Consider the following 24,044-nt stretch of genomic DNA (forward strand, 5'->3'; position numbering starts at 1 on the left):
ATGAAAATAGCTATCTTAGGGCCGACACATAAATCCTTTATAGGATCTTTCTTACCTAATTATAATCAAGATCAGTTGCCTGATGGTTATTTTGGGGCTCCATTTATGGGTACTATTATCAGTGAACTCTTAAATAGGAATTATGAAGTAATTGCAATTACGACTACTGTTGAATTAGGAGGAAATTATACTATTAAAGAATTTTCTTATAAAAACTTCAAATGGATAGTTGTCCCGAGTAGGAAGCATTCATTTCGATTTAATGGAAGTAAACTGGGTAAAATAGTCGATTTTTATTCTTTTGAACGTAAAATGTTAAAAAAGACAATATTTGAAACTAATCCTGACTTTTTACATGCTTTTTGGTCTTATGAATTTGCGAGTGCAGTAGTTAATTTTCCAAAACCACAATTAGTAACTATTGAAGATAATGCTATAGTAGTGCTACTCTTCTTTAAAAATTTTTATCGATTTTGTCGACTTTTAATGTCAGAATGGACATTGAGAAAAGTGAAATTTGCTTCTACTGTCTCCCCTTATATGATTTCTTATGCTAAAAAAAGGTGTGAGAATGTTAAGGTAATTCCAAACCCTACAAAAATAGAATTTAGTCAAGAGCAGATTAAACTTAGTATCGAAAAAAGATTGTCTTCGATTGCTACTCCAAGATTTATTATGATATTTAACGGGTGGGACAAAAGAAAGAATGGTTATGAGGCATTAAAAGCTTTTAAATTATTTAAACAAAATTCTCACAAAGCAACACTTCATTTATATGGTTATGGTACAGAAATGAATGGATTAGCATATAAAGATGCTAAAACTCTATCTTTAAGTGATGTTTATTTTAACGGGCCAGTTTCTCATGACATATTGATAGATGCTATTCAGTCTTCACATTTATTAATTCACCCAGCATTAGAAGAATCATTTGGAGTTGTTTTAATAGAAGCTATGTCTTATGGAGTAATTCCGATAGGTGGAGCAAAGTCAGGTGGAGTGCCTTGGGTAATTAATGATGATAGTTTATTAGTAGATGTATCAGATTACAGAGAAATAAAGTTAAAAATAGATGAATTATTAGTAGAAGATTATTACAAGAAAACTGCCTTTAATGTTTATAAAAATACTATAAGTAGATTTTCTTCAAAATCAGTAATAGATCAGTATGAAGAATATTATAAAGAAATATTAGAAAAATGGAATTGAATTCTTATTCATTTATTTATAGGGCATTAAGAAAAATATTAATTTACTTAAAAAGAAATATTTTAGAATTTAGAGCTTATCTAAGACTTTGGGGCAATGGAGTTCATTTTGATCGAACATTAATTTGTAATGGCCTACCTATTATTGATGTCCATAGAACAGGATTATGCAAAATTGGAAATAATTGTTCAATTAATAGCAATATTAACTTTAACCCTATTGGTAGATATTCTCCTACATTTATAATTGTTAGAGAAAATGCAAAACTTATTATTGGTAATAATGTTGGGATAAGTTCATCGGCAATAGTATGTCATAAAGAAATAATTATTGGTGACAATGTAAAAATGGGTGGAAATGTGACAATTTATGATACTGATTTTCATTCTCTTAATGCGAAAGAGCGTATTAATTCTCCTTTAGACAAAATAAATACTATTTATAAACCTGTAATAATTGAAGATGATGTATTTATTGGAGCACATTCTACAATACTTAAGGGAGTTACAGTTGGAAAAGGAGCAATAATAGGAGCAGGTTCAGTGGTAACCAAAAATATTTTACCAAATGAGATTTGGGCGGGCAATCCCGCACATTTTATTAAAAATAATAATATATGATAAGGATACATAAACTAATTTATTTTATTCCTTTTAGTATAGTATTAGTCACAATCTATTCTATAATACCATATCCTCTTTATAATAACAATCTAATTAAATATCTAAATAATACCATATTTTGGTGGATTATTATATCACTCTTCTTAATATTAGTTTCTTTTTCTAACAAATACTTAACTAGTGGTACTAGTAAACAGTATTTATTAGTTATAAAATTATATATATACTGGAATATCATTGAAATTATTAGAGGTGCATTTATTGCTGAAACTTATTGGGATTGGAAAGGGCTAATAAATAATACCTTTGCCTTGTTACTGCCGATTTTAGCTTATTCTGCTATTAACAAATATATATTACAAACTTTTTTTAGAGTTTATATAAAATATATGCTACCAATGTTTTTAGTTTTTGCTCTTTTTATAACGGCAGATGCTTATGGCTTTTATTTAATTCCTATTAGTTTCCTTATTATGTTTTTACCTATTTTAACTTATCAGTGGAGAATTGTTTTATTAATATTTCTATTTTTTGTCTTAATTGCTGATTTTGGCGCACGAAGCAATATAATTAAATTTATTGTTCCTTTTCTATTATCATTTATCTATTGGATTAAGAATTTAATTTCCGTAAGAATATTTGAAATTTTTCGAAAATCATTATTTATACTTCCTATTCTCTTATTTATATTGGCCTTAGATGGGAGTTTTAATATATTTAAAATTGATGCTTATATTAAAGGAAGCTATATACAGACAAAGAAAGATAAAAATGGAGAAATTATAGAAGATAACCTTCTGGCAGATACACGTACAGCTTTATATAAGGAAGTTTTACAATCAGCCCAAAAGTATAATTCATGGATAATTGGTCGTTCTCCAGCAAGAGGTAATGAAACCGAAATCTTTGCTACACTTTCGGAAATAACAGGTCGTAAAGAACGTTTAACAAATGAAATTGCAATAGCAAATATTTTTAGCTGGACTGGCATAATTGGGGTCTTACTCTACTTTCTTATATTTTATAGAGCCTCTTATTTAGCAATTAATCATTCGAATAATATATTCAGTAAAATATTGGGTATCTACATTTCATTTCGGTGGTTATATGCTTGGGTTGAAGATATCAATAGTTTTACGTTAAATTATTTCCTACTCTGGTTGATGATAGGAATGTGTTTTTCTACTTCTCTTAGAAATATGAATAATAATGAAATGAGGTATTGGGTACTTGGGATATTTTATAAGAGATTTAGAATACTTAAGGCGAGAAAAAGAATATTATCTAATTAATAGAACAGTTATGAAAGAAATAGCAATATTAATGACTTGCTATAATCGTGTCGAAAAAACGATTAATTGTTTGAGGGCTTTGTATAATTGTTATATGCCCAATGGATATTCTATCGAAGTATTTTTAGTAGATGATGGTAGTACTGACGGTACCTCTGCTCAAGTAAAAGAATTATATTCATCTGTAAATATAGTTCAAGGAACTGGCTCTTTATATTGGAATCGAGGAATGTATTTAGCTTGGAAGACTGCTATAGACAAAAAGAATTATGATTATTATTTATGGCTTAATGATGACACTATTTTATTTCCTCATGCTATCAATGAACTTATTTTGTGTACAAATAATGAAAATATATTAACATGCGGTGCTATTTGTTTTCCATCTACAAAAGAATTTACCTATGGCGGAAGAAGTATAAAGGGTGAAAAAATTATCCCAAATGGAGAAATACAAAATTGTTATATGATTAATGGGAATTGTGTTCTTATAAGTAATAAAATAGTCTCTTATGTAGGATTACTTGATCCAATATATCCACATGCGATTGGTGATTTTGAATATGGTTTAAGAGCACTTAAAAGTGGATTTGAGATAATTACCACTCGAACATATGTTGGAGAATGTGAAAATCACTCAACTCTACCTCAATGGTGTTATAGTTATGTTCCATTTCTAAAAAGGTTAAAATCTTTATATTCACCATTAGGTAATAGTCATCCTAAGTATTTTTTTATTTTTGAAAAAAAATATTTTGGATTTTTTACCGCTTTAAAACATTTTATATCGATTCATTTACGTGTTTTGGTACCCTCATTATGGAAATAAAAGAACCTTTTGTTTTTCAGGCCGATGCAGAAATAGTTAAACGTGCTTATAATAATTGTAATAACTACATTATCGAATATGATTTAAGTTTGCCTAAAGAGTATTGTATTATTTATTGTAGTAGTAATGATTTATACTATCCTAATGATGAAACGTCTTTTAATGATAGTATAGTCAAAAAGAATAGATTTGAATGGTATAGAAGTAGAATTAAGTATGGGTATAAGCATATTTTTTTAAGAGATATAAAAAAACAATGGTACATCAATGGAGTAAATAATATCCTAAATACACCTCAAAAACTTATTGAATTTATTAAGCAAGAGTGTAAAGGTTTTAAAATAATAACAGTAGGTAGTTCTGCTGGAGGATTTATTGCAGTTCTGATAGGCCAAATACTTGACGCTGAAAGAATATATACATTTAATGGACAATTTGAAATCATATCCCAACTTAATAAAAAACAGGTACGAACTAAGGATCCAATTCTGTATAGGAATAAATTAAATAATGAAGTACTTCCTTTTTACGATACATGTAATTTCATCGTAAAACCTGAAAAGATATATTATTTTTATTCAAACAAGAGCAAATGGGATATAGCCCAAAATAATCATATATATAATATTAATATTAATAGAATAAGTTTTAAAACATCAAATCATGGAATACCCTTTTTAAAGTCAAATCTTCTTCCTGTTTTAAATCTAAGTTTATCAGAGTTAAATAAGTTATCTGGTAAAACAATACATCCTATAGCGTTTTCATTAAAAATATCTGGATTAAGAGAGACTATTTATGGCCTTAAACCTGTGATAATATTTATATTAAAAAAGATATACATTTATATACTACAAATAGTTAAAAGACTAATAAATAATGAGCATCAACCTTAATAATATTAGCTTAAAGTTGCTAAATATGTCTTCTATATCAGAAAAAAATGCAAGTCAGTTAATTAAATATGAATTAATGGAGGACAAGCCCACTATGATTGCAAGATTTGGCTCGACTGAGATAAAAGCGATTTTATATCCTAGGTTACCCTCTCCAATTCGTTCCATAGTTAGAGAGCGAATATTTAGAAATATGGAAGTATTATCTGGGTTTTTCCCTTCTAATGATAGCAATATTTATCGTTTTTCTGAATTAATGATTGAAGATATGCAAGAATTAGATATACTTGGGTCGTGGCGAGCTGAAGAAAAATTTCTTAAAGATTTTATTAATAAATCTATTAAAGTGGAATTAAAAGCTTTAGAACCATATTTTTCGAATGAACCATGGTCTGCTGTATTAGAAGGAAAAAAAGTATTAGTAATTAATCCATTTAGTGAAACTATCAAAAAACAGTATAATGAGAAAAGAAAACTATTATTCTCTAATAAGTTTGTTCTCCCTGAATTTCATTTAGATACTATTCAAGCTGTACAGACAATTGCTAGAAATGGTTCTGATTTTAAAGATTGGTTTGAAGCTTTAAATTATATGAAATCCGCTATAAATGAAAAAGACTTTGATATAGCGATTATTGGCTGTGGTGCTTATGGGTTTCCGCTAGCGGCCCATATTAAAAGACTTGGGAAAAAAGCTATTCATTTAGGAGGACCAACACAGATATTATTTGGTGTAAAAGGGAAGCGTTGGGAAGAAAACAATAGTTTTCTGAATATAATTAACGAACATTTTATTTCTCCATCAATTTACGAAACTCCTAAAGATATAAACAAGGTAGAGCAAGGTTGTTATTGGTAAATTATTATGAGATTTTCTTTTTGATTCTAATCTTTTAAGTATTTAATTATATGTTTTTAAGCATTTATTTTTTTATTCTAAGTGTGATAAACTCTTATGCAAAACTTAGCACCTATCATCCTATTTGTATATAATCGTCCCAATCATACTAAGAGAACCGTCGAGGCCTTATTATTAAACAATTTAGCTAATGAAAGTGAGCTTTTTATTTTTTCGGATGCTTCAAAAGATGAACAAGCAAAATTTAATGTAGACTTAGTAAGAACATATATAACTGGAATAAAAGGGTTTAAAAGTGTTAAAATTATTAACAGAGATACAAATTATGGTTTGGCTAAGTCAATAGTTGAAGGAGTGTCTGAAATCATTAAAATATATGGTAGAGTAATTGTTTTAGAAGATGATTTAGTTACTCACCCTCAATTTCTTGAATTTATTAATAAAGCACTTGATTTATATAAAGAAAGTAAGGAGGTTTTTTCAATAACTGGTTATTCTCATTTAAATCATTCTAAAGTCAAATCTATAAATAAAGCCTATTTTATAAAATTAACTAGCACTTGGTCCTGGGCAACTTGGGCTGATAGGTGGGATTTTTTTAATGAAGATATCAAAGAAAGTATTATTTTAGACAAAGACATAAAGTTAAGAAAGTCTTTTAACTATGATAATTCATATGATTTTTATAAAATGCTAAAGAATAGAACTGGTGGGAAAGTTAAATCTTGGGGTATAGTATGGTATTGGAATGTATTTATAAAGAACGGTTTAACTCTTTATCCTTCTGAAACACTAGTAGATCATATTGGGCTAGATGGTTCGGGGCAAAATAGCAAGAATTATTTAATAGAAATGAGAAAAATAAAACTAAATCAATATGATTTTACTTATCCCATAGATATTTTCGAGATAGAAAAAGACAGAATAAAAGTAGCTAATACCTTAAAAAGGAGAAAAATGAACACTATTGTAAAAATTCTAAACTCAAAAATAAAAAATTTATTGAATTTCCGATACACTTAATTTATGAATTAACTTGAGAATGTATACCTTAAAAAAAATAAAAAATTATATCAGAAAACTAATTTTTTACAATAAATATAATAAAGTTAAGACGAATGGAGAAGTAGTTTTCTATAATTCAACACAAATAAAAAATTTTCAACTAAGTAAAGTAAAAATTAGTATTGGAAATAAAACTCATATAAGGGGTGAATTACAAGTTTTCCGATTTGGAGGAATAATTAAAATAGGAGAAAGGTGCTTTGTAGGAGAAAACTCTCGTATATGGTCAAGTTCTAGCGTATCAATTGGAAATGATGTACTTATTTCACACAATGTTCATATTGTTGATACAAACGCTCATGAACTTAATCATCTTGAGCGGGCAGATGGTTTTTTTAAAATTATTACAGTCGGTCATCCAATAGATAAACCTAATATAAATGATGCTCCAATTATTTTAGGTGATTTTGTTTGGATTAATTTTAATAGCATAATTCTAAAAGGAGTTACAGTTGGAGAAGGTGCAATTATAGCAGCAGGAAGTGTTGTAACTAGAGATGTACCGCCTTTTACATTAGTAGGTGGAAATCCAGCTAAAATAATTAAATATCTAAAATGACAATATGTTATGAAAGAGATATTAAGAAAAATTTATTCAATATATATATTAAATAATTATAGAAAGAAATTAGTACTTGGGAAAAACTCAAAACTTGCATTCAATAAATTTAGATTTAAAAATAATTGCTCTATTATAATTGGCAATAATTCTATGATTGAATGTAGTTTTTATTTTGATAGAGAAAATAGTATTGTAAAAATTGGCAATAGAACATTTATAGGAGGCTCCAAAATCATTTGTGCAAATGATATCATTATAGGAGATGACGTCTTAATATCCTGGGGATGTACAATAGTAGATCATAACTCTCACTCCCTTATATTTTCTGAACGAAAAAATGATGTAATAGACGGATTAGTTGGAAAAAAAGATTGGACTAATGTAATAATAAAAAAAGTCAAAATTGACAATAAAGCCTGGATTGGTTTCGATGTCAAAATTTTAAAAGGAGTGACTGTTGGAGAAGGGGCAGTGGTAGCAGCAGGAAGTATTGTAACAAAAGATGTCCCCCCTTATACATTAGTTGCAGGAGTACCTGCGAAGATAATCAGACATTTGTAGATATGGTGTGATAGGTTAAATATATAGTTTATAAAAGAAAGCTAATTCATTTTTTATGAATAGAAGAGTTATAATAACAGGAGGGCTTGGGTTCATAGGTCAAAATATTGCAAGGCAATTTAAGGATAAGAACTATAATGTGATTGCAATTGGGCATAATAAAGTTTCAGAACAGGAATTAAGTAGGATAGGAATAGATGAATGGTATGAAGGAGATATAAATTTAAATATTTTAAATACAATCTCTTTAAAACCTGATCTTATTATACATTGTGCAGGAGGGAGTACTGTTGGAGGATCTTTAAATAATCCATACCTTGATTTTCATAAAACCGTTAACTCAACATTAGATGTATTAGAATATATTAGATTATTCTCTCCTAAAACTTTGTTAATTTATTTATCAAGTGCAGCTGTATATGGTAATAAGAATGACAATATGATTAATGAGGAAGATGATTTAAATCCAGTATCTCCATATGGGTTCCATAAATTAGCAGCTGAAAACCTATGTAAATCTTATGCATCAAATTTTAATGTTAAAGTAGCAATTGTTAGACTTTTCTCAATTTATGGAGAAGGCTTAAAAAAGCAATTATTATGGGAAGCTAGTAAAAAAATAATAGCATCTGAGAATGAAGTAATTTTTTTTGGTACAGGAGAAGAAACAAGGGATTGGTTACATGTCAAAGACGTAGCAAGACTAATAGAACATATAGCCAATATACAATTCCAATTCATAGTTTTAAATGGAGGTTATGGTGAAAGAATTCCTGTAAAGCAAGTCTTATTTACGCTCTTAAATGAATTAGAAAGAAATGACTTAAAGATTATATTTAATAATCAAAATAAACCAGGAGATCCTATGTATTACTATGCTAATATCAATAAAATTAAGGAGTTAGGCTGGGTTCCTGAAATCGATTTATCAATAGGTTTAAGTAATTATGTCAAATGGTTCAAAAACACAATATGATAAAAGTAGCATTTACAATAATTGGAGGTAAATCGTCTTGGATGGGAGGCATTAATTATCTAAAAAATTTATTATTTGCTCTTTCTCAATTAGAAGAACATACACTAAAACCAGTCTTGTTAGTGGGTAAAAAAGTTGATGAAAAATTATTAAAAGAATTTGAAGGATTAGCTGAAATAAAACAATATTCTGTTTTTGATAGGTACAGTGTCAAATGGTTTTTGGATGTAATCTTAAGAGATATATTTAATCTTAATCCTTTTATTAATCAGATAGTCGTAGAGAATAATATTAAAGCTATTAGTCATTCTTATATTTACGGAAGAGACCTAAAGTGTTTAGCAATTAATTGGATACCTGACTTTCAACATAGACGCTTACCCCATATGTTTTCTAAATTAAATTATTATGTAAGAGATTTTAGACTCAAAGCTTTGTCAAAATATAGCGATATTATAATATTTAGCAGTAATGATGCATTAGAAGACTTTAAAAAATTTAAGGCAGAATATATATCGAAAACAAAAGTGATACATTTTGTCTCTCAAACTTCAAACTTCGAAAAAAAGTCATTAAGCTATTTGGAAAAGAAGTACCATTTTTCTGGCCAATTCTTTTTTTTACCCAACCAATTCTGGGTACATAAGAATCACAAAGTCGTTTTTGAGGCTATTAATCTTGCGAAAGAAAAGGACAAAAATATCTTATTAATTTGTAGTGGGCATATGCTTGATGAAAGGAACAAAAAATATATTGAAAATTTGAAAAGTTATATTACCGATAATGCATTAGAAAATAATATAAAATTACTTGGTAAAATCCCATTTGAAGATGTTTTGTTATTGATGTATTATACTAATTCAATTATTAATCCTTCTTTTTTTGAAGGATGGAGTTCAACTGTGGAAGAGTCTAAGAGTATGAACAAAACTATTATATTATCTAATATTGCTGTTCATATAGAACAAGCTCCAGCTAAAGGCATATTTTTTAATCCTAATAACCCAGAAGAATTAGCAAATATTTTACTTAAGCAATTATCCAATTTAAGAGGTGAAATGAGTGCTGAAGAGGAAATAGAAAAAAACTTACAGGGAAAAACTATTGAATTTGCGAGTCAATATGAATCTCTCTTTAAAGCCTATGCTACTAGATTATAAAATAAAAACTATTTTGTATATACTAATATGTAGTTGATTGGTTACCAAGTTATTATTAATAAGATAAAAATAACGTATCTTATAAGTCCTATTTTTAAAGCCAAATTTGATATGTAAAATGACTCATAAGAAACTCATAAGTATAAACATTTCATTGGGTAAATATCAAGAATTTATTGCAAATATTATAGACTTAGGCAAAATACATAAATCCTCTTATGTTTGCGTCACTAATGTCCATGTATGCATAGAGGCATTTAAATCTAAAGATTTTGCAAATGCCATAAACAATGCAGATATCGTTACCCCTGATGGTATGCCACTAGTAAAAGGGCTAAAATTGCTATATGGAATTAATCAAGATAAAGTTTCCGGCCCTGATTTAATGCCTTCATTATTAGAAGAAATGGAAAAACAAAACTTAAAAGCTTTTTTTTATGGATCAACGAATGAAGTATTGTCTGATTTAACTTACTTCTGCAAGAAAAAATATACAAATTTGAACATAGTCGGTACGATTTCTCCTCCATTTCGCACAATGTCTGATACAGAGTTAGAAGAAGATGTAAGAAAAATTAATGAATCAAAGGCCAACATTGTTTTTGTGGCCTTAGGTTGTCCAAAACAAGAACGTTGGATAGCTAGTATGAAAGGTAGGGTAAACGCAGTCATGATTGGTGTCGGAGGAGCTTTCCCAATGTTAGCGGGCAAAGAAAAGAGAGCGCCTACTTGGATGCAAAAAAATATGTTAGAATGGGTATATAGATTAGTACAAGATCCTAAGAGACTATTCAAACGTTATTTAATTACTAATAGTTATTTTATTGTTCTACTAGCTAAAGAAAAACTAAAACTTACTTTTAAAATTTAAATTTTATCATCTAGTAAATGCATAAGAGTTCAAAAATATATGTTGCTGGTCATCGTGGAATGGTTGGCTCAGCGATTCTAAGAAAATTACAAGATGAAGGATATACTAATTTCGTACTTCGTACTTCTCAGGAATTAGACTTACGTAAGCAATCCGAGGTTGAAAACTTCTTTTCAATTGAAAAACCTGAATACGTATTTTTAGCAGCAGCCAAAGTAGGAGGAATTGTTGCAAATAATACGTATAGAGCAGATTTTTTGTATGAAAATCTAGCTATTCAAAATAACATTATTCATAGTGCTTATCTTACTGGTGTTAGAAAACTTTTATTTTTAGGTTCTTCTTGTATTTACCCCAAATTAGCGCCGCAACCTTTAAAAGAAGAATACCTACTCAGTGGTTATCTTGAGCCGACCAACGAGCCTTATGCGATTGCTAAAATTGCAGGTATTAAACTATGTGAGGCTTATCGAAGCCAGTATGGGTGTGATTTTATCTCTGTAATGCCTACTAATCTCTATGGGCCAAATGATAATTATGATTTGCAGAATTCACATGTTTTACCTGCTATGATTCGAAAGTTTCATGAGGCAAAAGTAAATAATGCTCCTAATGTTAATCTATGGGGTACAGGTTCTCCTATGAGGGAGTTTTTACACGCAGACGATATGGCGGCGGCTTGTGTTTATCTGATGGAACACTATAGCGAACCAGAATTAGTTAATGTCGGAACAGGTGCTGATGTAACCATTAAAGAATTAGCTGAAACTGTAAAAAAGATAGTAGGTTTTGAAGGCGAGTTGATATGGGATACTAGCAAACCGGATGGGACGCCTCGTAAATTGATGGATGTTTCAAAATTGCATAGTTATGGATGGAAACATAGAATCGAATTGGAGAAAGGAATAGGAATGGCCTATCAGGATTTTTTGGACCATCATGCTTCTCTTAGAATGGGATGATTTTAGGATAAACTATGCTCAGAGTAAATTAAGCTACGCAACGTATTTGAACATCTACATAGACGAATTAAACTAAAACACTTATTATAAATTCAAAGTAATTATTTCATGAAAAAAGCATTGATTACCGGTATTACCGGGCAGGATGGTGCATACCTGGCCGATTTTTTATTAAAGAAAGGGTATGAAGTCCACGGGATTAAACGTAGAAGTTCATTAATCAATACCCAGCGAGTGGATCATTTGTATGAAGATTTACACGAAAGAGGTGTGAAGTTCATTATGCATTATGGGGATTTATCTGATTCTACAAACATTATTCGTATTGTTCAGGAAGTTCAGCCGGATGAAATTTACAATTTAGGTGCTATGTCTCATGTGAAAGTTTCCTTTGATGAACCGGAATATACAGCACAAGTGGATGGAATTGGTACTTTGCGAGTTTTAGAGGCAGTCAGACTTCTGGGATTAATAGAAAAAACTAAAATATATCAGGCATCAACTTCTGAGCTATATGGATTAGTACAGGCAGTTCCCCAATCTGAAACGACTCCCTTTTATCCACGTTCGCCCTATGCAGTTGCAAAATTATATGGCTATTGGATTACTGTAAATTATCGGGAAGCTTATAATATGTTTGCGGTGAATGGTATTTTATTTAATCACGAATCTCCTTTACGTGGAGAAACATTTGTTACCAGAAAAATTACCCGTGCAGTTGCGCAAATTGCTTTAGGACAACAAGAGGCTTTGTACCTGGGTAATCTTGATGCACAACGAGATTGGGGACATGCAAAAGATTATGTAGAGGCCATGTGGTTAATTCTTCAACAAGAAGAACCTGAAGATTTTGTTATTGCTACAGGCATTACTACCCGAGTAAGAGAGTTTGTTAGAATGGCGTTTGCAGAAGTTGGCATTGAGGTAGAATTTAAAGGAGAAGGTGTAGATGAGGTTGGATACATTACCGCCTGTACACATCCGGACTATCAAATTACCATTGGGAAAGAAGTTGTTTTTGTTGATCCACGCTATTTCAGACCTACGGAAGTAGATTTACTCATTGGTGATCCTACCAAGTCCAAAACAAAATTAGGTTGGGAACCTAAATACGATTTACCTGCATTAGTGAAAGATATGATGCAGGCAGATGTGAAATTATTCAGTAAATAGGTTTAGATAATAGTCTTAAAAGACTTAATAAGGCTACCTAAAATCTGTAAGGCTAAAAAAATATTTTTATTTTATAGGACAAACTTTACAATTTATTGTCTTTAAAAAAGAATATTAAAATATTTGATTGCCGAAGAATAAATATATCAAATATTATTTGGCAATAAGCGTAATTACCCCTATTTTAGAGGTAAATAAATGTTACAAGGCTGTGTTAAAGAAAAGTACAATTATCCCTTGTCTCGTATTAAAATTCAAAATTTAGAGTTTTAACTATAACTAAAATTCGGCGTAATATTTGTATTTTAATATATCTGACGCCATAATAATTAACTACAACAAAACATTAAAAATGCCTTTAGGCAACATTGTAAATTCAATTGATAAAATTGAAAATTTAATGTTGCATGGATGGTTTTTGTTAAAAAATTAATGGACGTTTATTGATTATCGTTAGCAACGAAATTCGGATTTTTTTATTAGTAAATATTATTTTTAAATACAATTATCTCTTACAAATTCAATGTAATATGAAAGCGAAAAGCCCTCTAAAATTTGCCAGCTTAGGTCTAGCATTATTTCTAGCGATGAGCCTATATAATTGCAAGCCAAAAGAAACACCGTTTGAAGTTCCTGATTTTAATTCAGGATATAAAGATGTAAAACTTCCTGATTTAACCCAGACACAACCCGCCGCAGTTACGTCTACTCCTGGTAGTATCACCGCCTCTACAACTGCTACTGCAGCTTCTACAGGTTTAGCATCTGGAACGGTTACTGCCGCAGTTACTTCTACAGCGACAGATATTGAAAAAGTGGTAACTCCTACTGAGGCTGGTAACTTAGCAGCAGCTTTTACCCCTGCAGTTGTGAACACCATGTTAAGTGGGGGAGCGATACCCACGGATTTAAGTGCTCAAATGAAAGTAATAGCTGCTGATCCGGCTTTAGCTGCTTATTTACCCAAGGTAACTAATCCCTCTGTCAATGGGGTAGTAGTTTCTGGGTTTATTAAGGAAACTGTTCTTCCTGGCAAAGATGCTGATTTGCCATTAATCACTATGCCGGATTTTGATGTAACAGATGTTACTGCCACTCCTTGCACTGAAGCTGCGGCCAATGCATTTGCTGCTGCAAAGAAAATATTGGATGATACAAAATCTACCCAGGAAAAAACAGTGAATGATGCATATGCATCCAGAGTAGCAGGGGCCAATAGTGCCACTTGTAAATCCAGTGCTACTACTGCTTTAACTGCAGCGGCTACTGCTGCCAAAACGAAGCTTGACCAGCAGTTAGCAGGCTTAAATACCTTATTAACTAATAAAACTATTTCACAGAATACGTATAATCTCTTAAGCTTCTTTGTTTATTTTGATTTATATAACTCTGTTGTTGCGGCAACTGGTTTTTATGCAGCTACTATTAAGGCGTGTGATGTGACAGCAGATGCAACCATCGCAGCTGCAAAAGCAGCCCAAACTGCAGATTTAGCTAAAATTCAGACAGCTTATACAACTTCATTAACAGGTATACAAACTAAACTGAATGCCGATATGAAGACTTGTCATGACCAAGGTCAAGGTTGATATATCCATAACTCTTAAAAGCGTGATTCTTCTGAAGAAATCTCCTTTTACCCCATCTTTCTCTTCTGTGAAGTTAAGAAGGAGAGATGGGGTTATGTATTTACAACATAAGTTTTCTTTATACATGAAAGTTGTGTGCAGCTTATGCTTTATTTTTATAGGTAGTTTCTCTTACAGTCAGATTAATTTATCCGGTAAACAAGGCTTGCTATATATTCCTGATGCCAGGTTCCTGAATGATGGCTCCTTTACATTCGGCTATAATTATAATCCTATGAAGTATTCCTTAGGCAGCCCTGGTAAGAATGCAGAACAAGTCTTATTTGCCAATATTGTTTTGTCTCCTCGTTTCGATGTTACTGTAAGTTTACTCCAGTTAATTGCTACGGAACAAAATAAGGTAAGTCAGGGAATTGGAGACCGAATTTTAGATTTCCGGTATCTACTTTTAAAAGAGAAAAAAATACAGCCTTCTGTTGCTTTTGTGATGTCATCCCCTTTTACCATTCATGCGTTTCTTTTGACACATGCGGTGGTCGGTACCAAACATATCAAGTTTAACCCTGCTATCAATTTGGGGGTAACACTCGGTTATGGTAGTCCTTATTTTATCTATAGGAATGAAGATAATACAACTAACTCTAATATTTTTTCTAGTTTTAAGTGGCAAAATAAACGTGAGTACCATGGGGGGCGAGTACTTTATTTAGTTGGCCCATTTGGCGGCCTCAATTTGAAGTTTAAAAATATAGCAGGACTCATGGCAGAATGGGATTCACAACACTTGAATGTAGGAGCTTATATCACTCTTTGGAAGAGTTGGACAATTCAGGGAGGACTACTGAATAAAGACAAGGTAATGTTTGGCAGTTCAGTTCAAATCCCATTATTAAAATCTAAGAAACGCATTGCTAAATTGGATAAAAATATCTATTAGTGGAATAATAGGAATATTATTGCTTCAGGTTGGTTATGCCCAGACTGATAAAAAGGATAAAACTCTTCTTCGGTATGACCGAGTGAGACAAGATACTTTAGGTGTTAGCTATGAACAACGTACTTATAGAAACCCTTATAATGGCTTTTTAGAGCTACGGTACGCTTTAACAGATAGCAGTAGTCAGGTATATGTTCCACTGTTTCAGGGGGTACCCATTGCATCTTTTCAAAAGAAACGCAACCATATTGTTGTGACCCCTTTAGAAGAAGAAAATCACCGGATTTTAGGAATACAACAATGGTTTCCTTTCAGGGAGTATAAATTGGATTTTTCTTTATTGCCGCAGTTTACTGCTAAATTTGGTAATTATGATAATCCCGTTGAAGCAAAAATTAATTTACTATTAAACACGCAACTATATTTAGGGAGAGGTCTGGCATTAACCACAGGAATTACTTTTCCGATTATCAATGATTTAGATAAGCAATCCATGAGATTGCGTATGGCTCCAACATTTCTGAATAAATTTCTCGTTTTTAAGCGATCAAATTTTATGAGTATTTCTGCAGGTTTATTTTACAAAGATCAATATGGTATCAACGTACAGTATAGATTTTTTGATGTCAATAAACATTGGTCATTTGGGTTAGAGGGAGCATATACAGGTTACTATAGGATTTCAGGTGAGTATTTTGAATATCAAAAACCGGAGTACGTATTGTTATTGGGGGATATAAGTTATCGGATGTATAAACATGATATTACGCTCAAACTTTCAGGAGGACAGTATTTATATAATGACAGAGGTATCAGGTTCGATTTAATCAGACAGTTTACCAATGTGGAAATTGGATTCTATGCCTTAAAAACAACGAATGGGGCTTCTGTAGGTTTTAATTTCGCTGTTCCGATTCCGCCAGGTTCGATTGTAAAAACGAAACATTTTCATCTAAGGACTGCTGACGAATTCAGGTGGGAATACCTGTATGTGAAAGGTTATAATATAGGCGAACGGTATAGAACCGGCTATCAATTAGATGAAAAGTTAAGAATGTATCATAGTAGTTATTGGAATAATCAATTACGCAGTAACCTTTAGTGCAATGTGAATAATAGCAATTTTAACTTTAGTTGAAGTGCTATTTAAACAAAATAAGGAGTTCGTGGATTTTTCAAGTTTATCACGGCCAAGGATAATTAGACCGTATTCCCAACATAATTTTTCAGCGTGTTTATCTATCCTGAGTTGCTAAGTTTTTAACAAAAAAGAGCTAAGTAGACATGAAGATTTTTCTTATAAATACATACTTATTTTTAATGTGTTTTTTATCTGAAGAAAGCCTGGCGATGACAACAGATACTTCTTTTGCTGGCGCCATTAAAAAAACGGTTATAGGGGTAAACTTATCAACTCAGGGAATTGGTGGAACCATTTCAATGGTCATTCCTTCAAAAGTCGTATTAGTAGGAGAAGTAGGATACAGTTTTTTTAAATATACAAAGGATATTAATTACAGAACACCGGAAGAATCCGACATTTTTTTTCAGCCAGATATCCATCAACACATAGTAACAGGGATGATTAGTTGGTACCCATTTAAGAAAAGGTTGATTTATTTCAAAAGTGGGATTGGGTATGGAATCAGACAGCGGTATTTTGTAAGGGTAACTTCGCCTACCGGACTCCTCCTAGGAGGGGTAGAAATTTCCTCAGAAGATTTTGGACAGGTGGATTTAGCCGTTCAATGGAGCCGTTTAATGCCTTATGTAGGGGTAGGGATTGGGAGACCCAGCCCTAAAAAGAAGTTAGGAGTTAGTTTTAATGTGGGATGTTTTTATATGGGCAGCCCGAAATTACTTGCGCAGTTTGAGGGTTTTCTTGAATCTACGACACTGGATAGCCAGATAGCCGTTATTCAGAAAAATATGAAGAACTACAGTTATTTTCCAGTATTGTCTGTTAGTCTTAGGTATAGAATAAAATAGCATTAGATAAGCTTATGGTTTGCTCTTATCATATTTGAAAAGAGAAATTATTAATCGGTTTGGAAGAAGTGTTTTGAAAGTATTAAATCAATTGGGCTGTTCTATGAAGCTTAAAAAGTCATATAAATTGTTAATTGCAGTAGCTTTGGAATGGATTATTCTTGGTGCCTGCAAAAATCCTCTGGATGGGTTTCAGTTACTCTTCAAAGAACCGATTGAAAAGGCTAAATTAGAGATAAGATTTTCCAGTACAACTGGAAAACTCCCAGACAATATCAAATTGACTATAACTGGGAAAGATGCGGATAAAATAGTGACTAACCTGAATACAAAAAATTTTAAAATTAACAAAGAAGGGATTATTTTCTTAGCAGTAGATCCGGAAATTTTACCGTCAACTCAAGCACCCATTACCTTTACAATCGTAGCGGAAGCAGAGGGCTTTACAAAACTCATTAAGGAATTTACTTTTACTGGTACAGGGAATCAATTTTACAGTCCTCGGTTTTTTAATATAGCTACTCCACCAACAGGGGTATCTGCTAATCAATTTAAATTATCAGCGAATGCAAACGGAGAAATAACAAAATCATATATACTAAAGCCCGAGCAGACAAATAAACAGGAGAATGCGCTTGTCTCAGTTCGGGAGGGAACCACTTTTTTGAATACACAAAAACAAGTAGTGACTGGGGAAATGGATTTTGTTATTCACCATTTTGATAATCGCTCCGGTATATCTTATCTTCCTGAAGGCGGTATAGCCAGAAATCCTGTTGATAAAAATAATATTAATTTACCTGACGCTTTTAACTTTTCACCAGTGGCAAGTTTTGCTGCCATAGAAATAAGTTCAAATAAGCAAGAAGTAGTAAGGTCTTTTTCTAAACCTATAGCAGTTACTTTTGAATTAAATCCGAATACGGTAAACCCTGATACAAAAGCTGCTATAAAAGTTGGAGACAGTGTCCCTTTAATTAGCTATAGTCCCTATACTGGCGTCTGGAAGGTGGAAGGGAATTCTACGATTGTAAAAAATACCAATACAGGAAAACTGGAGTGTACAGCTGAAATTAGCTATCCTGCCTATTGGATCAATGGTTGGCCTCGCTGGCTTTGTAAACAAGGCCCAGCATTTACTATTAAGAGTAATTTCAAAGATGTCGATCTCTCTTATTATTGTGTGTTGGTAAATGCAAAAACCGGAAATACGATTGCAAGCTATTATATCAATTTAAATAACAATGCTGTCTTCAGGCTGAGTAATATGCCTAAAGAAACGGAGGAGACCAGACTAAAATTATTTAATTTCAATAATATCTATGGTGGGGATCGGAATAAGTCAATCTTTGAATCAAGTAGTTTTAATATTTGTGAAAGCAAGAGTTTTAGTATAGATGTTACCGCATTGCCTGTACCACCAGCAATAGAGCTTGAATTTGATATTACCTGCCCTAGGGGCAAAAAATTGGATGAAGCTTCGATCCCTTCTCAGATGAAGACACAGTTCAGTGAGCCTGGTAAAAATCAGTGGATTAATATGCCGACCATTACCAGAAATGCGACAACAGCAAAAACCTATATGCTCAGAATCGGCCAGAAATATGATTTGAGAGCCAGCACTGATGGCGGGGTAAACTGGCCTTATAAACAAAATAATTATTTGATTGATAAAAAGAAGTGGGCCTTTGAAATCTTAGGAGATGAATTAGGTTATTGTAAATAGTGAAATTTCTATCAGTATATCTTATTTACTATGATTTAGTAACCTTTTGATAAGTAGAATTTTGTAAGTACATGTAATAAAGGGAATTCCCTTTACCAAATACCATGGTTTCAAATGTAAAAAAAATATATCATATAAGATTATTGACAGATTCTGTCTGTATCATTCTTTGTTTTGGGGCGGCCCAAATATTAAGTAGCCGGTCGTTTACCAATAGAGACTTTTTTCTGCTGTTTTTTTTGTTAATAGGGTGGTATTTTTCAAGTCGCTATACGGAACTATATGATGAATTCAGGACAGTGAAGTATATAGACGAATTTTTAGTGTTAATTCCTAATATTATTGTTCAAGGCGTAACACTTATGATTTACTTATTTCTGATCAATGATCGAGTATACGCCCGTAAACTGGTTTTTCTAGATATTTTATTAGTTCTGTTATTAATGACTTTGCAAAAATATCTGTTCAAAAAAATAAGCTTATTCATTTATGAAAAAGGTTATAAAATAAAGAATATTCTGATTGTAGGGACAGGGGAAAGTGCTGTGTCTTTCTATAAAATTTTCAGCGAATCTCCTCAGTTTGGGTACAAAGTAGCTGGCTTTATTGATGAACATAAACCAGAATTTCTCAATGGAAAGTATAGTGGTAATTTAGCCAGTCTTGAAGAAATTCTTAAGAAAAAATCCATCCATGAGGTTATTGTTGCTTTACCGACATTTAATAAATCCTATGTTGAAAAAATTATTCATATTACTGAAAAGGAAGGCGTGAAAACACGGATTATTCCTGAATATAGCCAGTATGGATTTAAACAATATAAACTGGAATTATTTGGAGGGAATCCAATCCTTACCTTGAGAAAAAACCCTTTAGAAGAATGGCACTTCCGGTTAATTAAAAGGTTATTCGATATTGTCTTTAGTCTGGTAGTAATTATCTTTATTTTCTCTTGGTTGATACCTGTCATAGCTATTCTCATCAAGTTAGACTCTAAAGGCCCCATTTTTTATTTACAGGAAAGATGGGGAAAAAATAACCAGAAAATTATTTGTTTTAAGTTTCGTTCCATGTACAGTGAAAGCTCTACCCGTAAAAAAGATGGTGGTTTCTGGCAAACTGAAAAAGATGATCCCAGAATAACTAAAGTGGGTAAGTTTTTACGAAGAACCAATTTAGATGAACTACCTCAATTTTTTAACGTATTACTGGGGGATATGTCAGTAGTGGGTCCAAGACCACATGCCGTGCAACATAATATTGAAAGTAAAGAGCAGATTGATAATTACTTATTAAGACACTGGGTAAAGCCAGGTATTACAGGATGGGCACAGGTAAATGGCTATCGTGGGGAAACAAAAGATATTGCCTTAATGAAAAAGCGGGTTGAATTTGATATCTGGTACATTGAACACTGGGACATCTGGCTTGATATAAAAATTATTACTGTAACTGTTTATAATATGATTAAAGGAGAAATGATGGCTTATTAGTATATTCCTTAAAGGGTCTCATTAAGAAAAGTTTTCTGTTTTAACAATTTCATTATTTTTGAGTCTTTTGCTAACTGTGCAAGAGAAGCAAGATGCCGTTCATGATGTAAGTCAGTTCCTACGAAATTTATTAAATCTGCTTCTAACAATTTAATAGCCACTTGCCTTACTTCTTTTCCATAGTAACCAGTAAGAGATAGTAAATTTAACTGTAGCAAACAGCCAGTATCGCTCAAATGAGCTATCTTGTTTAAATGACTCCACCAATAGCCATAACGTTCCGGATGAGCCATAATAGGCATATATCCTTGCGTTTTCAGTATAAAAATGATTTCATTAAGATTGGGTGGAGGAGCAATAAATGATATTTCAATCAACACATATTTTTTCTCACCAAAGCTTAAGATTTCTTTATTCTGGAGAATCTTCTCAAAATCTTCATCTAATAAATATTCTGCAGCCGCTTCTATACTTATAGAAATATTCCGTGATTGTAAAGCTTCCTGTACTTTTTTTAAACCCTGATGAATGATTTGTGGGGTATTAGGATATATACCCGCTTTTACATGAGGAGTAGTAATGAATTTTTTATAGCCCAATTTATTTAATTCCAGCATATATTGGATTGTATTTTCTATGTCTTGTGAACCATCATCAATGCCAGGGATTAAATGAGAATGAATATCTGTTTTTAAAAATGAAAATGCATCTGAAAGTGTTTTTCTCCCACTAAAAAAAGAAAACATGTAGGCTGAATTTTATATAATAAATAGAGTTACTAAAGTGACCAAGTGAACAAATAGTTGAGGGTATTTATTTTTCAACTAAAAATTGCCAATTATTTTAACAAATATACGATAATCTCTCTTTAAATAGTTCGTTTTTTATAAAAGAGTATCCTTCTGTCTTGTGCACATCAGCGTATGGTTATTCATCAAAAATATTTTTCAAAAGCGCATAAATTAAAACGAGTTACTAACAATTGTCAGTAACTCGTTAAAAAATGGTTGCCTCATTCAGGTTTTGATTTTGTTCAGGCTTGTTTATTTAAAAATCAAAGTAATGATTAATGCCGCCGTCGTAATAATACCTGTATAAATAGGTATTAATTGCAGATTCTGAACTCTTTGATCTGTGTAGGTAACTTTACCCTTATTGATATCGATATAAATAACATCGTTGTTTCGGATGTAATAATACGGAGAGTTGAAAAAATCTCTCTTAGTTAAATCAATTTTAACTACCTCACGTTTATCGCCAGTTGTACGAATTAATGTCACATTCTTCCGTAAACCATAGATAGTTAAATCGCCTGCCATGCCGATTGCCTCCGGCAAAGTAGTATGGTCATCCAATAAATTAAAAACTGATGGACGATTGACTTCTCCAATAATAGTAAATTTATGATTTAGAAATCGTACATTGACTGTTGGTTCTTTTAGAAAATTTAAAAGTTTGACTTTAATACTGTCTGCTGCTTGTTCCAAAGTCATCCCTTTTATTGAGATAGCTCCCACTAAAGGCATATCAATATTTCCCTTAGGACTTACTAAATAGCCCAAAGGTTGATTGCGCCCCATTCCACCACCTGTACCCCCCGGGAAACTGGTAGTTGTCAGAGGGTTAATATTGGGAAAGTTAAAAATAACATTTGATTCCTCACTTAAACTACTCACTGTAATAGCCAAAATATCATCTGGTTGAATAAACGTAACCTGTGGAGTAATTGAAGGGAGAGTTTGATAGGATAGTGAATCACCACTTTGAAAATAAGTAATATCTTTAGTCGTTACCCGAACGCAAGATGAGACGAAGAAAAAAGCACTACTTAAAAAAAGTAAAGTAACTAATACCCGCTTGAAAGACGACAGCCTATTATACAACATAAAATAAGAGATAAAGAATTAGTGAAAAGTTAATATTAGTATATAGATAATTAAGGTGTAAAGCCGTTAATTTTTTCTTATTGCGGATGATTACAAATTTAAAAGAAAGTTTCATAATTTTAGCAGTATGGGATACAATTTAACGAAGTATTTTTCTCTGTTCCATTTGATTTTTACAAGGTAGAGGGTAATAAAAGGGTAGATTTTATATCTTCTTAAGCTTTGCAAAAATCAGATATGTATGAAATAAGAAAAACAGTAAAACACACAGCATTTTTGTAGATTAAAAAGATAGTGATTGTTACATTTAACTGTGGCTTAATACTATCTTTGCTTAAAAATTGGCGAAGTTTTACTTTTATATTTTTTAAAATTCCTGCAATAGAATAGGAAATCGGTACCGAATGAATTCCATACCGATTTACAGAGTAAAACCTGCCATCTCTACTTATTCTAATATTTTAATAGAGCAAAATTTTGAGTAAATAATGGTTGTTGTCAAATGAAGGATTATTTACTATTACACTCATCAAATATAATAAAGAATCTCTGTTCATTGATTTGAGTAAATAGGCTCTCCTTTAATAGGGTAACGATTTGATTAGCAATATTTTAGCAAATAAATAAACCCCGAATATGCACGAACTTGACATATTTCGGGGTTTTTCGTATTTTTCTTCTGCTAAGAATTAAAAATACAGATGCAAGGTACATTATTTGATTTGGATTCTCCAAATTTTTCCAGATTGCACATTTTCAAGAATAAGACAGAATTAGGTGCGATTTATCAAACCATAGATTGGGTAGCTTTAGACAATCTTCTTCCAAAAAAGAAAACCAAAGTTGGTTCTCCTTCCATTTTACCACCACGAGGATATTTTGGTTTAATGTTTCTGAAGCATTATCTGAAACTGAGTGATGAAAAGCTATTAGAGCGATTAAATACTGACTGGGCTATACAAATGTTTTGTGGCATTCAATTGTGTGATAATCAAATGGTTCGGGATAATGCTTTTGTCTCTAATGCACGAACTTACCTGGCAAAGCATATTGATTTAGGCGTTTTACAACAAACCCTTATTGCAAATTGGAAGCAGGAAATACCTGATAAACAAGTAGTACTAATGGATGCTACCTGTTATGAGTCTTATATTCGCTTCCCTACAGATGTGAAATTACTTTGGGAATCTTGTCAATGGTTATGGGAAAAACAGATTCCCACCCTGTGTCAAACTTATCGAATCAAATTACCTCGCTCAAAGTTTAAAGACCAAAAGACTAAATATATCTCTTACAGCAAACTGCGAAAGAAAAGTTATAGAAAAACCAGAAGCAGGCAAAATGCTTTACTAAAATTGTTGGATAAAGGAATAGAAGCCTATCAAT

At 31.7% G+C, this 24,044-nt stretch carries 22 protein-coding genes and 2 pseudogenes; 22 read left to right on the plus strand and 2 right to left on the minus strand.

Annotated features, from left to right (window positions below):
- From EWM59_RS20595 to EWM59_RS20690, 21 genes and pseudogenes are all read left to right on the plus strand, one after another.
- Nucleotides 1-1,209: a glycosyltransferase family 4 protein gene (locus tag EWM59_RS20595; protein WP_130023140.1), complete on the plus strand. Its 1,209-nt coding sequence runs from the start codon at nucleotides 1-3 to the stop codon at nucleotides 1,207-1,209.
- The gene (locus EWM59_RS20600) at nucleotides 1,200-1,829 is read left to right on the plus strand and encodes an acyltransferase (protein ID WP_130023141.1); all 630 of its coding nucleotides are present in this window, start codon (nucleotides 1,200-1,202) and stop codon (nucleotides 1,827-1,829) included. The genes EWM59_RS20595 and EWM59_RS20600 overlap by 10 nt, the downstream gene beginning before the upstream one ends.
- Nucleotides 1,826-3,124 carry a hypothetical protein gene (locus EWM59_RS20605; RefSeq protein WP_130023142.1) on the plus strand — a complete coding sequence of 433 codons (1,299 nt, stop codon included), beginning with the start codon at nucleotides 1,826-1,828 and terminating at the stop codon, nucleotides 3,122-3,124. Before EWM59_RS20600 ends, EWM59_RS20605 begins: the two co-directional genes overlap by 4 nt.
- A 10-nt stretch (nucleotides 3,125-3,134) precedes the next feature.
- Nucleotides 3,135-3,953 (plus strand): glycosyltransferase family 2 protein, encoded by an 819-nt coding sequence (locus EWM59_RS20610; RefSeq protein WP_130023143.1) that lies wholly within the window; start codon nucleotides 3,135-3,137, stop codon nucleotides 3,951-3,953.
- Nucleotides 3,944-4,849, plus strand: a complete 906-nt coding sequence (locus EWM59_RS20615; RefSeq protein WP_130023144.1) for a hypothetical protein — start codon at nucleotides 3,944-3,946, stop codon at nucleotides 4,847-4,849. Before EWM59_RS20610 ends, EWM59_RS20615 begins: the two co-directional genes overlap by 10 nt.
- Nucleotides 4,833-5,708, plus strand: coding sequence for a hypothetical protein (locus tag EWM59_RS20620; RefSeq protein WP_130023145.1), 876 nt, complete (start codon nucleotides 4,833-4,835; stop codon nucleotides 5,706-5,708). The genes EWM59_RS20615 and EWM59_RS20620 overlap by 17 nt, the downstream gene beginning before the upstream one ends.
- Before the next feature lie 96 nt (nucleotides 5,709-5,804).
- Complete coding sequence (locus tag EWM59_RS20625) at nucleotides 5,805-6,731, plus strand: glycosyltransferase (protein ID WP_130023146.1); 927 nt, start codon at nucleotides 5,805-5,807, stop codon at nucleotides 6,729-6,731.
- 19 nt (nucleotides 6,732-6,750) lie between these two features.
- A pseudogene (locus EWM59_RS28810) lies at nucleotides 6,751-7,041 on the plus strand (hypothetical protein); the annotation flags it as partial.
- 135 nt (nucleotides 7,042-7,176) lie between these two features.
- Nucleotides 7,177-7,332: pseudogene (locus EWM59_RS28815) on the plus strand (acyltransferase); the annotation flags it as partial.
- A 9-nt stretch (nucleotides 7,333-7,341) separates the two neighbouring features.
- Nucleotides 7,342-7,896: an acyltransferase gene (locus EWM59_RS28695; protein WP_130023148.1), complete on the plus strand. Its 555-nt coding sequence runs from the start codon at nucleotides 7,342-7,344 to the stop codon at nucleotides 7,894-7,896.
- A 55-nt stretch (nucleotides 7,897-7,951) separates the two neighbouring features.
- Nucleotides 7,952-8,872, plus strand: coding sequence for an NAD-dependent epimerase/dehydratase family protein (locus tag EWM59_RS20640; RefSeq protein ID WP_130023149.1), 921 nt, complete (start codon nucleotides 7,952-7,954; stop codon nucleotides 8,870-8,872).
- Nucleotides 8,869-10,032, plus strand: coding sequence for a glycosyltransferase family 4 protein (locus tag EWM59_RS20645; RefSeq protein WP_165372246.1), 1,164 nt, complete (start codon nucleotides 8,869-8,871; stop codon nucleotides 10,030-10,032). Before EWM59_RS20640 ends, EWM59_RS20645 begins: the two co-directional genes overlap by 4 nt.
- Before the next feature lie 118 nt (nucleotides 10,033-10,150).
- Complete coding sequence (locus tag EWM59_RS20650) at nucleotides 10,151-10,903, plus strand: WecB/TagA/CpsF family glycosyltransferase (protein WP_130023151.1); 753 nt, start codon at nucleotides 10,151-10,153, stop codon at nucleotides 10,901-10,903.
- 17 nt (nucleotides 10,904-10,920) lie between these two features.
- A complete protein-coding gene (gene fcl, locus EWM59_RS20655) occupies nucleotides 10,921-11,865 on the plus strand; it encodes a GDP-L-fucose synthase (RefSeq protein WP_130023152.1) in 945 nt (314 codons plus the stop codon).
- 108 nt (nucleotides 11,866-11,973) lie between these two features.
- A complete protein-coding gene (gmd, locus tag EWM59_RS20660) occupies nucleotides 11,974-13,038 on the plus strand; it encodes a GDP-mannose 4,6-dehydratase (RefSeq protein ID WP_130023153.1) in 1,065 nt (354 codons plus the stop codon).
- Between the two features lie 530 nt (nucleotides 13,039-13,568).
- Entirely contained in the window at nucleotides 13,569-14,627 is a 1,059-nt protein-coding gene (locus EWM59_RS20665) for a hypothetical protein (RefSeq protein WP_165372247.1), read from the plus strand.
- A complete protein-coding gene (locus EWM59_RS20670) occupies nucleotides 14,608-15,564 on the plus strand; it encodes a YjbH domain-containing protein (protein WP_130023155.1) in 957 nt (318 codons plus the stop codon). Before EWM59_RS20665 ends, EWM59_RS20670 begins: the two co-directional genes overlap by 20 nt.
- Before the next feature lie 19 nt (nucleotides 15,565-15,583).
- On the plus strand, nucleotides 15,584-16,666 hold the full coding sequence (locus EWM59_RS20675) for a YjbH domain-containing protein (RefSeq protein WP_165372248.1): 1,083 nt from the start codon (nucleotides 15,584-15,586) through the stop codon (nucleotides 16,664-16,666).
- A gap of 182 nt (nucleotides 16,667-16,848) precedes the next feature.
- Entirely contained in the window at nucleotides 16,849-17,553 is a 705-nt protein-coding gene (locus EWM59_RS20680) for a hypothetical protein (protein ID WP_130023157.1), read from the plus strand.
- A 34-nt stretch (nucleotides 17,554-17,587) separates the two neighbouring features.
- A complete protein-coding gene (locus tag EWM59_RS20685) occupies nucleotides 17,588-19,279 on the plus strand; it encodes a hypothetical protein (RefSeq protein WP_130023158.1) in 1,692 nt (563 codons plus the stop codon).
- A gap of 104 nt (nucleotides 19,280-19,383) precedes the next feature.
- Complete coding sequence (locus tag EWM59_RS20690) at nucleotides 19,384-20,772, plus strand: undecaprenyl-phosphate glucose phosphotransferase (protein WP_130023159.1); 1,389 nt, start codon at nucleotides 19,384-19,386, stop codon at nucleotides 20,770-20,772.
- An 8-nt stretch (nucleotides 20,773-20,780) separates the two neighbouring features.
- Here EWM59_RS20690 and EWM59_RS20695 read toward each other — a convergent pair whose 3' ends face one another.
- Nucleotides 20,781-21,518, minus strand: coding sequence for a tyrosine-protein phosphatase (locus EWM59_RS20695; RefSeq protein WP_130023160.1), 738 nt, complete (start codon nucleotides 21,516-21,518; stop codon nucleotides 20,781-20,783).
- 297 nt (nucleotides 21,519-21,815) lie between these two features.
- On the minus strand, nucleotides 21,816-22,643 hold the full coding sequence (locus EWM59_RS20700; protein WP_130023162.1) for a polysaccharide biosynthesis/export family protein: 828 nt from the start codon (nucleotides 22,641-22,643) through the stop codon (nucleotides 21,816-21,818).
- A 716-nt stretch (nucleotides 22,644-23,359) separates the two neighbouring features.
- On the opposite strand from EWM59_RS20700, the gene EWM59_RS20705 reads away from it, so the two are divergent.
- Nucleotides 23,360-24,044: transposase (locus EWM59_RS20705; RefSeq protein ID WP_130023161.1), on the plus strand; the 685-nt coding region annotated here is incomplete at its 3' end.

It is taken from the genome of Emticicia agri (genome assembly GCF_004168285.1).
Taxonomy (GTDB): Bacteria; Bacteroidota; Bacteroidia; order Cytophagales; family Spirosomataceae; genus Emticicia; species Emticicia agri.